Consider the following 12,764-nt stretch of genomic DNA (forward strand, 5'->3'; position numbering starts at 1 on the left):
AAGTGTTAAATTACTTGTAATAAGTTGTCACTGTCTCACCGTTAGAGCCAAGAGGCACCTTGTGATCAAGACCTACAAACTTACCAGTCTTTGAATCAGACCAAAGTGTCTGCTTCATCATGTTGTACTTAGCTGAATCCCATGTTACCCAGTCGCCTTCAAGAAGGCCGCCTGTGTCACCAGAGTTAGGATTGATGCACCAGAAGGTATGGTTGATGTGATTCTTAGCGATGAAGTCTGACATGATGTTCAGATACTTCTCATTTGAACCACCATCCATGAATCCACCCCACTCACCAATAAGGAGAGGTGCGATATCCTTATCCTGGATATAGAACCAGCTGTCATACCAAACATCCTCAAGAAGAGTCTTTTCGCTGAAATCCTTCTTGAACCATGTCTGCTCGTAAACAAGTGGACCGTAATCATGTGGAGAGTATACTAACTGATTCTGATACTTTCCAAGGTCTACTGGATATTTGCCAGCGTTTCTGAGGTTTCCACCCCACCATCCGCCGTAATACTTCAGTTGCTCTTCTGAAGCATTTGGATCCTGTAATCCTGAATTGTAATCATAACCAGGTCTTGGTGTCTCCTCGATACCTTCTACCATAATAAGAAGGTTAGGGTTTACATCGAGAATAGCCTTTCCACAACGGCTTGCTGCGTACTGCCAGTTGCATTCATCCTTTGAATCATCCCACTTAGCAGCAGGCTCTTCACCTGTAGAATACTTGCCGTGAGGCTCATTCTTAAGGTCGCAAGCGATGATTGTATCATCATTCTTATACTCTTTTACAAACCATGTCCAACCATCAATCCAATCCTGTGTGGTGAAGCCCTTAGGTCCATACCAAACATTATAATTGTGACCTGAGTTGTTGGCATCAGCGCTATGGCAATCCATCATAATCTTGATACCATTTACTCGGCAAAGATCTACGAAGGTATCAAAGATTTCTCTTGAATCCATATCGCTTCCATCAGCTCTTTTAAGCTCTGGATTAGCATACGTATTTACGTTAACCTTTACTTTCTTACCAGCCTTCCAGTCAAGGAGAAGCTCTGTAGAAATTGGCACACGTACAAGGTTGATACCGTGATCAGCCATGCCCTCAACTACATCCTTCATATTAGCACTCCATAAACCATGGAATACCTTCTCTGAGCAGTTGAAGCCAAACCAGTTTGCACCAGTTAAGAATACTTCACGTCCCTGCTTATCAAGGATTTTATGGCCATCTGTGTGAAGCCAATCATCTCCCTGAACTGAAGGATCCTCTACTACTGTTGTAGGAGTTGGAGTTGGCGTTGGTGTTGGTGTTGGCTTAACAGTAGGTGTTGGTGTCACAACTGGTGTTGGAGTTGGTGTAGGCTTTGCTGTAGGTGTAGGTGTTGGTGTTACAACTGGAGTTGGTGTTGGCTTTGGTGTATCAGCCTGTCCATCCCCATTTGCAATAATCTCAACTGTAGAACCAACATGAGTAGAACCCTGTACACCGAATTCCACTGTGCTACCTGGCTCAATTACTGAATTCCACTCCATTGGAGTGATTTCATAATAGTCACCAGACTCTTTTACCTTAACATTCCAGCTTGAATCAATTCCAACATCATTCTTGTTAACCTTAAGAGCCCAAGAATCAGCTCTGGTTGTTGTATCATTCTTTACCTTAATTAATACCTGATAGCCTGAGCCCCAGTTATTAATTGTATAGGCTGTTGTTAATTCCTTCTCTGCTGCTCTAACACTAAGAGGTGCAAGATTGCATCCTGATACAAGTAATAAAGCTGCTAAAGAAGCAGACAATGTCTTCTTGCAAATTGATTTTTTCTGCACTTAGCACCTCCTACTCTACAGTAATTCCAACTGTTGAGTTTACGTGACCTGATCCCTGAACACCAAATGATGTAGATGCACCTGGCTCAAGAACTGAGTTCCATGACATAGGAGTGATTACATAGTAATCACCTGTCTCGTCAATGTTTACACACCAGCTAGAATCAATCTGAATGTCGCTCTTATTTACCTTAACTGTCCATGTGTTAGTTGTGGTCTTAGAGTCATTCTTAACATTTATTAATACCTGATAGCCTGAACCCCAGTTGTTAATTGAATAATCAGCATTCAAGCTTCCTGAAGGTGTCTCAGTTGGCACTGGTGTTGGCTTTGGTGTTGGCTTTGGTGTAGGTGTTGGTGTTGGCTTTGGTGTTGGTGTTGGTGTTGGCTTTGGCGTAGGTGTTGGTGTTGGCTTTGGTGTTGGTGTTGGTGTTACTACTGGTGTTGGTGTTGGCTCATCAACAACATCAACTGTCTTCTCACCGAGCACTAAAGTAGAACCTTCGAACAACTGCATTCCCTTAGGTGCAGACATCTGAGAATTGCTTGTTCCGCCAAGTCCTGCTACACATGGGCTTGTAGAATAATCCCACTTTCCAGGTGCTGTAATTCTAACCTGAAGCTCGCACTTGCACTCACTCTGTCCACCTGGATAGATTTCAGCGCCTGCAAGATCAAGGTCGATATAGTAAAGACCTGAGTTGCCAGACTTCTTAAAGCTAGAAATCTTTACAGGATGCTGCATGTAAGTTGTAGAAACCTTCATATCTGATGCACTGTTTCCCTGTGCGATAACATCGCTAAGGTCGAAGTACATACGAAGCTTTAAGTTGTCTGTAACTCTTGCTGGCCAAGCTGTATGATTCTCGATAACAGTCTTAAGCTCAACAAAGTTAATCTTGTTGTTCTTATCCTGAGCATTGATGCCAGCCTTAAGAACAAACTCTTCACCATCTGTCTTTTCGATAGCTGTTGGTGTTGTAACGGCACCAAATCCGTTCTTTTCATAGAGATATGCACAAGCGCCTGTGAAGCCTGCATTGTAATCACAAGCAACCTCGTTTGCCTGATAATCACTACGAACATCCTTGTATGAATCGTCTGCAGAACCAGGTCCACCAACGATAGCACCTACAAGTGTATGTCTTGAATTCTCAGGAGCTGCGTTGAGGTTGTTTGACCAGCAACCATGAGCTGCTCTGTGATGAGGATTCTTAGGAGACTGTGCATTGTAGCCAACCATGAAGTTCTGACCATTGCTTCCCAGTGTGTAATTGATTGTTCTTTCGATATAAGCATTTGCTCCATCCTTATGAGCTTTATCTGCTTTATCAAGACCAAGATAAATTGTATCAATGAATGCCTGGTTGCAAGCATAACGAACTGAGCCCCACTCACTTAAGAATGAAAGTCCACCAGGAGTAATTCTTACTGAATTAGAACCTTCAAGCTTGCCATTCCAGCAATCAATACTATTCTCAATTGGTGTGTAATACTTATCCTTACCTGTTAACTCTGCAAGAAGTAAACATGCCCCCATATGTGTATCATCCCAAGACATTGTCCATGAATATGCAATTTCATCGCCACCCTGGAATTCTGAACCAAAGTTTTCAGCATACTTCTCTGCCTTTGTAAGATATGTCTTATCTCCCGTTGCCTTGTATAACCAGCAGCCTGCTAATGATAACTCATCATAAAATCCGCTGTATGATGTATAGAATCCGCTTGCTGCTGTATAACCAGCATCGCTCTTTGCGCTTTCTGCCATCTTATAAAGTGTCTTTGCATGTGCTAAATATGTTGCAGATCTTGCAGGATCAGAATCCTTTAATACAAGAGAAGCTACAGCAAGTGAAGCAGCTGCCTCACCAGTTACACATGAGCCACCGCCTGCAGATGTTCCATCAACCTTGAAAGAAGGTCTGTCCATCTTTGCCTCTACAAGCTCTGGCGCTCCCCAGAATCCGTGATCCTTTCCACCATCGCCTACTTGATAATAATATGTGTTTGAATCTGGATTACATTTTACAAAGTAATCATTTGCCCACTTAATATCGTGAAGCATCCACTTTTCCTGTCCAGACTCCTTGTATGCCTTTGGATTATTTAAGTATGACCAACCAAGAACCATAGATGAATATGCCATTGGTAAATTAAACTTAACATTATCACCAGCATCATACCATCCACCAGTAAGATCAAGTCCGTTGTCTGAGCCATCCTTAAGTGCAGAATCTGCTCTCCAGTTTGTTCTTGATAATGTTTCCTCTGAAAGCTTTCCAGATTCCTGAAGCTGATAGAACAATAATGACTTTGCAAGAGCATCACCATAATTGTAATTTGCAGCATCAGCCTTAAGTGTTGGAAGGCTAAAGCCTCCAATCACCATGGATGCAGACAGAGAGCACATCAGAACCTTTTTGCAAAAAGATTTTGTGTTTTTGTGCATATAACATATTCCTCCTTAAAAATTGTTTTTATATTATGATATCCGCGCGCTTGATATCATAGTTTACTTAAACGTTTGAGTTTCTGATTAAAAGGAATGCGAGTAAAATTTACTCTAAAAATCTACCCGCATTCTCTAATTTTTTAATCTTACTTAACAGTTATATCTACTGTTGTACCAATTGAACCATTGCCCTGAATTCCGAAGTCTACCGACGCTCCCGCTTCTATAGAAGAATTCCATGACATTGGTGTGATTACATAATAGTCACCATCCTCGGCAACATTTACACACCAGCTTGAATCAATCTTTACATCTTTCTTATTTACCTTCACTGTCCATGTATTAACCTTAGCTGAAGAATCATTCTTTACCTTGATTAATACCTGATAGCCTGAACCCCAATTATTAATTGTGTACTCAGCCTTTAAATCACCTGTAGCTGAAGGTGTTGCTGTTGGCTGAGGAGTTGGTGTAGGTGTTGGCTTTGGCGTTGGTGTAGGTGTTGGCTTTGGTGTTGGTGTAGGTGTTGGCTTTGGTGTTGGTGTAGGTGTTGCTGTTGGCACTGGTGTAGGTGTTGGAACAACTTTTCCATTGATAGTAGCTGGTGTTCCATCTACATGCTTCATAATAGCACTGATGATTTCTGGATCCATCCACTTTAATGAATTTCTATCAATGTATCTGTGACACTCACCATCAGAACCTGCAGAATTATTCTCATAGACATTGTTATCCCAAAGAACCATTGCTACATTGCTGTATTTTGCAGCTGTTCCCCAATAGTAATCAGCCCACTTTACACGATCTGCCCTATTGTTTCTGTTTGTTGCACTTGTCTCACCAACGATAACTGGTACGTTCTTTGATAAGAACTTAGAATTTAAATCATTGAAGAATGAATCAATATCCCCCTTATTGCTATCGTCAAACTTTGTTGTGTATGTATCACTTGCAAGAGCGAAATAATAAGGAATATAAGCATGAACTGAAAGAATCAGTCTGTTGCTTGCTGAGTCCTTAGGCATAGCAAATGAATTTGTCATACAGCCTTCGATAGAAGCATCATAACCTGGAACCATTACGCATCTTGTAGCGTTGTTTCCACCTGTTGCTCTGATTGCATCAAGTGCTACCTGATTGTAATCATTGATGCATGCAACAGCCTCTTTAATATCAGAGCTTGGATTATTTCTTGGGAACCACCACTCCTCGCTGTGTCCAACAAGTCTTGGCTCATTCATTGTTTCAAAAACAAGGTGATAATCATAATCCTTGAACTCTTTACCAATCTGTGTCCAAACTGACTTGAAATAAGCCTCTGAACGATTCTTATTAGCATTGTTTGGAACATAGAAGCAATAATCGCTGTTAATATCATGATGTGTATTGAGAATTACATACATATCATTTGCAATACAGTAATCTACTACTTCATGTACTCTCTTCATGAAGAAATCAGGAATTTGATAATTAGATCCTGTTGTATACTGTCCCCATGAAACAGGAATACGAATTGTATTAAAACCTGCCTTAGCTACTTCATCGATTAAAGCTTTTGTTGTCTTTGGATTTCCCCAGTATGTCTCATTTGAAGTTGTATATGGGAAATTTGACTTCTGACCATAAGAATCAAGGCTGTTTCCTATATTCCAACCTACTGTCATGTCTGAGACAACCTGTGTAGCAGTTTTGTTTGTACCGCTGGCAGCATTTGCTGTTTTTACAGGAACTGCTGTTACAACGATTATTAATGTCAATACTAACGATAATAATCGCTTAATTTTTTTAACATTATGCATTCTTATGCATCTCCCTTCGTCTTACTGTCGCGACCTATATATATAATATGTGTACTTAAACGTTATAGTCAATAACTTATGCCTCGCTGTGTATTATTTCACACGTGCAGTTTTCACGTCGTAAAAACTCTGTCAAGACTAATATACTAGTATTTTTAACAATTAATTGTAGTATTTTTTTATGCACTTTGTATCATTTTCGTAATATTTTGTTAATATTTTACTCTTTCGATTTAATTTTTCACTGTGCATATTTACTAAAAAAGACCCAATTTTTTCTTACAAAAAAATCGGGTCTTTTTTTAGAGTTTCCTTTTTCAGAAGGAAAACTTTAAATTGGCGAGTATCATTTTTACTCTACTACTTTTATATAACTGCTTACGCAATATAGTGTCTGTCCGTTGTAATCAATTCTTGACCAGCCATACTCATTATTAATACCTGTACGTGTAGCCGTCATACCATTGTATAAAGTGATAACAACCTGCGAATCTGCATCGGTAACGCTTGGCTTAGAGCGAAGGTTAACTATTTCCTTTGCAGTTATTAACTCATTACAATCGGTAAATTTTGTTTTAAATCCTGTTGTAGCTGGTGTCTGCTCTGCTTGGGCTGCATCTGTAGCTGTTTCTGGAGTAGGTGAAGGTGCTGTCTGGGCGGCTGCAGATAAATCTGTTGTAAGGTAGCTTGAAACTGCATAATATGTGCCGCCCTCAAATACCACTCTTGACCATCCGCTCTTGCTGACTCCTGTACGTGTAGCAGTCTGACCATTAAGAAGTGTCACCTTAACTGTACTATCTGCTCCCTGGCTAGGCTTATCTCTTAAGTTTGTCTTACTCTTCGCTGTAACTGTTTCCTCCACAGCATCGAACTTCATAAGTGCTTCCACATCAGCTGACGCCACTGCTCTTTCAGATGTATCCTTGGCTGTTTCTGTGCCGTTGTAACCAAAGTATGCCACATCAACATCTACCTTTTTGCTAATTCCAGGAATAGTTCCCTGATTTGTGTATTGCCACATAGCGCATTTTCCGCTATATGCAGGACCTGTAGCAATGGCTGATGTATCCTGGTTATACCATGCCATCCAGATTTTCCATTTTTTCTCTAACGAAGATGCATTCCACTTGGCATCATTTGTCAGCTCATTTTTTGAAGCATAGAAAATAGGTGTATATCCGGCCTTATATATGGCATCCAAAAAAGCATCTGCAACTGCACTTCTCTCATCCTTTGTCAGATTGTACTGTCGACTTGAGCTATTTTCAAATCCCTCACAGTTATATCCAACAGGATATGTTATAGGATATTGAGCAATATAATTTGCAACCCAGGTAGCCTCCTCATTGGCCTCTGTAGAATTTATCGCTGTAGAAAAGAAATAAGCACCAATCTTAATTCCATTCTTTTCAGCTTCCTGCATATTATATTTTGCATTTGAGTCAGCTTTGATTTCTCCTGTAGATGAATCTCTATAGCCAACACGAATCATCGCAAAATTGATACCTGAAGAAGCTACCTGTGTCCAGTCGATAGTACCCTGAAATTTTGAAACATCAATACCATAAGTGATATTTGAGTTCTCGCCTACAGTGCTGGCGCTTACCAGACTACCAACATCAACATTTGCTCCAGATTCTACCTTGACCTCTACCTGTGGATCCTTAGAAGATTTTTCTTCCTCCTCTGTGTCCTCTGTAACTTCCTCTGCTGGTTCTTCCTCTGGCTCATCTACCACTACTTCGATTTTAACATCATCTTCTGGCTCCAGTTCTTCTGCTACTTCTACTGGCTCTTCCTTTCCACCAGTAACCTTTTTCACAATAAAAACTGTACCCAGCGTTAAAAATAGAATACCTACAGCAATACCGCCAATAAGTATCCTTCGCCTAAAAATATCTTTTTGCTTCCTTCCTCTGCTGGAAGCTTTTTTGTTGTAATCAAAATGATTAAAGTCCTTCATTGTTGTAATTATTCTTCCTCCAATTTTTCAATAAAACACATATCTAGTATAGCAAAATATAAAAAATAAGCCAGCCCGAAGGCTGGCAAATTCAACATTTTTTATGCTATAAAATTTTTTATCATCTGTCTTCCATCAGGGGTAAGAATAGATTCTGGATGGAACTGAAGACCATATACTTCATAATCTTTATGCTTTACAGCCATTACCTCTCCATCATCGGAAGTAGCTACAACCTTTAGATTTGAAGGAAGTACCTCTGGATCAGCTGCCAGCGAATGATAACGTGCTACTTTTATTTCCTCAGGAAGTCCCTTAAATAATTTGCAATCTCTATCAATTGCTACCACTGATTGTTTACCATGCATAAGCTCCTTGGCATATGTGATATCAGCACCAAAGGTTTCACAGATTGCCTGATGCCCAAGACATACTCCAAGAATAGGAACCTTTCCTGCAAAATGAGCTATCACATCTTCACATATTCCTGCATCTATTGGTCTGCCTGGACCTGGTGAAATAATAATCTGACTTGGATTTAGTTTTTCAATATCGCATAAACGAAGTTCGTCATTTCGAATTACAAGAATATCCGAATTTATTTCACCCACCAGCTGGTAGAGATTGTAAGAAAAGCTATCGTAATTATCTATTAATAAAATCATGCCAATCCCCCCTCTGCGTACTTCACAGCATTAACAACTGCCTTTGCTTTATTAATACATTCCTCTGCTTCCGTAAGTGGTACTGAATCATATACGATTCCGGCACCAGATCGAATACAGATTGTATCCTTTTTCTTATACACAAGTCTGATAGCGATGCACACATCAAGATTTCCTGCAAAGTCGATATAGCCCAAAGCACCACCGTAAATACCTCGCTTGCTCTGTTCCAACTCCTCGATAATCTGACAGGCTCTAAACTTAGGTGCACCAGAAAGAGTTCCAGCAGGAAGAATAGCATCTACGGCATCAATTACATCCTTGTTATCAGCAAGCTGGCCTACCACTGTAGAACCGATATGCATTACATGAGAATAACGCTCCACTCCCATGTATTTTTCCACATTTACCGTACCAAGCTTGCTTATTTTACCTATATCGTTTCTACCAAGATCTACAAGCATATTGTGCTCTGCAAGCTCTTTTTCATCCCTGAGAAGTTCAGCTTCAAGTGCTTCATCTTCACTCTGGCTCTTTCCACGTGGGCGTGTGCCTGCAAGAGGGAAGGTGCTTACCTTTTTCTGCTCAACCTTTACCAAGGTCTCAGGTGATGCGCCTGCTATTTCTATGTCATCACTGTTGAAATAAAACATATATGGTGATGGATTTGTAGAACGAAGATATCTATAAGTATCAAAAAGGCTTCCTTCTGCTTTGGCTGTCATAGGATTTGAAAGTACCACCTGGAAGATATCACCTTCCTTAATGTAATGTCTTGCCTTTTCTACCATCTGGCCATACTCTTCTTTAGAAAATTTTGGTGTAATTTCAGAGTTAAGTTTAAGTGGCTTAAACTCCTTTTTTACACCCTCATTAAGAAGCTTCTTTAGTTGCTCTAATCTTTCTCCTGCCTGTACATATGCTTCTTCCAGCGAATCCGTATCCAGCATAATTCCTGTAATGATATAAATCTTCTGCTTGTAATTATCAAAGGCTATTACATCATCAAAAAGCATTAAATCCATATCTTTAAAATCATCTTCACCATGATTTTCAAGGGCTAACTTTGGCTCTGCATATTTGATGTAATCGTAAGAAAAATATCCAACAAGACCTCCTGTAAAAGTTGGAAGCCCCTCCAAGGTTGGTGTCTTATAATCTGCAAGCACCTGACGAAGAATTAATCCAGGATGTGCAACTTTTCTCTCTTCAACTAGAGTTTTATCTGCTCCATGATTTTCTTTAATTTTTACTACTCCGTCCTGACAGGTAATTTCCATTTTAGGATTAAAGCCAAGAAAAGAATATCTTCCCCATGTCTCAGACTGACTGGCACTTTCCAACAGATAGCACTGATGGCTGGCATTCCTTAAAATTCTTACGGTCTCGATAGCTGTAAGACTATCTGAAAGCATCTCAATCGCCACTGGAATACGCTTGTAATCACCGCTTTCTGCCAACTTTTTTACTTCTTCTAAACTAGGAAACATAATATGCCTCCTTCATTTCTTTAACAAATTTACCTACATGTGCTGGTGCATCTTTTCCGTGCTCAGCAATTACTCTTACAATTGCGGAACCTACGATGGCACCATCTGAAATATTAGCCATTTCAGCTGCCTGCTCTGGAGTAGAAATACCAAATCCCACTGCGCATGGTACATCAGTATTTTTTCTAACACGCTCCACCAAAGACTTAATATTTCCGTTAAGCTCTTTTCTTGTACCTGTTACCCCAAGGCTGGAAACGATATAAATAAATCCTCTGGCGTCTGCTGAAATCATGTCTATTCTGTCCTCAGAAGTTGGTGCAATCATCGACACAAATTCCACATCATACTCTGCAGCCGCATCCTCAAACTCAGCTTTTTCTTCGAATGGCACATCTGGAAGGATGATTCCACAGATTCCTGTCTCCTTACATTTTTCAAAAAATCTGTCACTACCATATGAATAAACCACGTTTGCATAAGTCATAAATACTAAAGGTATGCTTACTTCACTACTTACCTCAGCAACCATGTTAAACACATCATCAGTTGTCACTTTATTTTTCAAAGCTCTAATATTGGCTTCCATGATAACTGGTCCTTCTGCTGTAGGATCTGAAAAAGGAATACCAAGCTCAATTAAATCTGCCCCGTTTTTCTCAAGCTCCTTTATTATCTTCTTTGTGGTCTCAAGGTCTGGATCACCGCAGGTGATAAATGGAATAAATGCTTTTTTATTGTTAAATGCTTCTGCTATCTTACTCATAGATGTTCTCTCCTCTGTAACGTGCAATTGCGGCACAATCCTTGTCACCACGACCTGAAACTGTAACCATGATTATCTGATTCTTGTCCATTGTAGGAGCAAGCTTCTTCGCATATGCGATAGCATGTGAGCTTTCGATGGCTGCGATGATTCCCTCTGTCTTTGCAATGTACTCAAAGGCCTCAACTGCCTCATCATCTGTAACTGGCACATACTCTGCTCTGCCTATATCATGAAGGTAAGCATGCTCTGGGCCAACACCTGGATAATCAAGACCAGCTGAAATGGAATAAACTGGTGCAATCTGTCCATACTCATCCTGACAGAAATAAGACTTCATACCGTGGAAGATGCCAACCTTACCCGTATTAACTGTAGCTGCTGTCTCGAAAGTATCAATTCCTCGTCCTGCTGCCTCGCATCCGATGAGTCTTACATTTTCGTCACCAATATAGTGATAGAAAGAACCCATGGCATTACTTCCACCACCTACACAGGCAAGAACAGCATCTGGAAGTCTTCCTTCCACTTCAAGAATCTGTGCTCTTGATTCTCTTGAAATAACCGCCTGAAAATCTCTAACGATTGTAGGGAATGGATGAGGTCCCATTACTGAACCCAGGCAATAATGTGTATCGTCAATTCTTGTTGTCCACTCTCTCATACACTCTGAAACAGCGTCCTTTAAAGTTGCAGTTCCACTGGTAACTGGTACAACATCAGCTCCCAGAAGCTTCATTCTATACACATTTAAAGCCTGACGCTTAGTATCCTCTTCACCCATGAAGATCACACATTCCATATCAAGAAGAGCTGCTGCTGTAGCAGTTGCTACACCGTGCTGACCGGCTCCAGTCTCTGCAATAAGTCTTGTCTTTCCCATCTTCTTTGCAAGAAGTGCCTGTCCTAATACATTGTTTATTTTATGAGAACCTGTGTGATTTAAATCTTCTCTCTTAAGGTAAATCTTTGCTCCACCCAAATCCTTAGTCATCTTCTCTGCGTAATAAAGAAGGCTTGGGCGACCAGCATAATTATCAAGAAGTTCCTTTAACTCTCTATTAAATTCTGGATCATCCTTATAGTGGTTATATGATTCCTCCAGCTCATTTACTGCATTCATAAGTGTTTCTGGAATATACTGACCACCATGTACTCCAAAACGCCCTGTAGTCTTTGCCACTTTTTTATCCTCTCGAACCGCATTTACGAATTCTCTCATCTTATGACCATCCTTAAGCTTATCGGTCTCAATTCCTGAGCTGACATCAACGCCATAAGGATTTGTAGCCTCAATAGCCTCTGCAACATTTTCCTGATTAAGGCCACCTGCTAAAATAAAAGGTCTATCGATATATGAAAGCAATTTCCAATTAAAAGTCTTTCCATCGCCCTGACCTACATCAAAAAGAATCATATCTGCACTGGACTTTTCTGCCTTAATAAGTTCCTCAGGTTCATCTCCTTTGAATCTTTTGATTACTGGAATGCATTTATCCTGAAGATCCTTAATATAATCTTCACTTTCATTTCCATGAAGCTGAGCAACATCAATGATTCTCTCATCGTAAAGCTTTTCAATTTCAACTGGATTAGCATCAACGAAAACACCTACAGTTTTAATCTCTGGATTAAGCATAGCTCTAAGCTTCTTTGCCTTATCCCTTGTAACGTTTCGTCTGCTCTTCTCATAGAAGACAAAACCAACATACTCTGGCTTAATTTCATTAGCTTTTTTTATATCTTCTTCTCTTGTAAGTCCGCATAATTTAATAGCTGTCAT

Annotated in this window: 8 protein-coding genes and 1 pseudogene; all 9 read right to left on the reverse strand. The window is 40.1% G+C overall.

Annotated elements, in window-relative coordinates; translation table 11 throughout:
- Positions 1–10: 10 nt before the first annotated feature.
- Positions 11–1,840 (reverse strand): cellulase family glycosylhydrolase, encoded by a 1,830-nt coding sequence (locus BMZ41_RS02530; RefSeq protein WP_090526726.1) that lies wholly within the window; start codon positions 1,838–1,840, stop codon positions 11–13.
- Between the two features lie 10 nt (positions 1,841–1,850).
- Positions 1,851–4,292 carry a glycoside hydrolase family 9 protein gene (locus BMZ41_RS02535; protein ID WP_090526728.1) on the reverse strand — a complete coding sequence of 814 codons (2,442 nt, stop codon included), beginning with the start codon at positions 4,290–4,292 and terminating at the stop codon, positions 1,851–1,853.
- A 149-nt stretch (positions 4,293–4,441) separates the two neighbouring features.
- Positions 4,442–6,094, reverse strand: coding sequence for a cellulase family glycosylhydrolase (locus BMZ41_RS02540; protein WP_090526730.1), 1,653 nt, complete (start codon positions 6,092–6,094; stop codon positions 4,442–4,444).
- A gap of 352 nt (positions 6,095–6,446) precedes the next feature.
- Positions 6,447–8,060, reverse strand: coding sequence for a GH25 family lysozyme (locus BMZ41_RS02545; RefSeq protein ID WP_090526732.1), 1,614 nt, complete (start codon positions 8,058–8,060; stop codon positions 6,447–6,449).
- Between the two features lie 101 nt (positions 8,061–8,161).
- Entirely contained in the window at positions 8,162–8,725 is a 564-nt protein-coding gene (locus BMZ41_RS02550; RefSeq protein WP_090526734.1) for an anthranilate synthase component II, read from the reverse strand.
- Complete coding sequence (gene trpE, locus BMZ41_RS02555; protein WP_090526736.1) at positions 8,722–10,215, reverse strand: anthranilate synthase component I; 1,494 nt, start codon at positions 10,213–10,215, stop codon at positions 8,722–8,724. Before trpE ends, BMZ41_RS02550 begins: the two co-directional genes overlap by 4 nt.
- Entirely contained in the window at positions 10,205–10,981 is a 777-nt protein-coding gene (trpA, locus tag BMZ41_RS02560) for a tryptophan synthase subunit alpha (protein WP_090526738.1), read from the reverse strand. Before trpA ends, trpE begins: the two co-directional genes overlap by 11 nt.
- Positions 10,974–12,203 (reverse strand): tryptophan synthase subunit beta, encoded by a 1,230-nt coding sequence (gene trpB / locus BMZ41_RS02565; RefSeq protein ID WP_242942002.1) that lies wholly within the window; start codon positions 12,201–12,203, stop codon positions 10,974–10,976. Before trpB ends, trpA begins: the two co-directional genes overlap by 8 nt.
- Positions 12,198–12,764, reverse strand: a pseudogene (locus tag BMZ41_RS16080) (phosphoribosylanthranilate isomerase); the annotation flags it as partial. The pseudogene BMZ41_RS16080 and the gene trpB, both read right to left, overlap by 6 nt.

It is taken from the genome of Pseudobutyrivibrio sp. UC1225 (assembly GCF_900115215.1).
Lineage (GTDB): Bacteria > Bacillota > Clostridia > Lachnospirales > Lachnospiraceae > Pseudobutyrivibrio.

Bases quoted from the DNA above. Each gene is read 5' to 3' on its own strand.
- trpA (WP_090526738.1), bottom strand. From the start codon at position 10,981: ATGAGTAAGATAGCAGAAGCATTTAACAATAAAAAAGCATTTATTCCA.
- BMZ41_RS02540 (WP_090526730.1), bottom strand. From the start codon at position 6,094: ATGCATAATGTTAAAAAAATTAAGCGATTATTATCGTTAGTATTGACA.
- trpB (WP_242942002.1), bottom strand. From the start codon at position 12,203: ATGAGAGAATTCGTAAATGCGGTTCGAGAGGATAAAAAAGTGGCAAAG.
- BMZ41_RS02535 (WP_090526728.1), bottom strand. From the start codon at position 4,292: ATGCACAAAAACACAAAATCTTTTTGCAAAAAGGTTCTGATGTGCTCT.
- BMZ41_RS02550 (WP_090526734.1), bottom strand. From the start codon at position 8,725: ATGATTTTATTAATAGATAATTACGATAGCTTTTCTTACAATCTCTAC.
- BMZ41_RS02545 (WP_090526732.1), bottom strand. From the start codon at position 8,060: ATGAAGGACTTTAATCATTTTGATTACAACAAAAAAGCTTCCAGCAGA.
- trpE (WP_090526736.1), bottom strand. From the start codon at position 10,215: ATGTTTCCTAGTTTAGAAGAAGTAAAAAAGTTGGCAGAAAGCGGTGAT.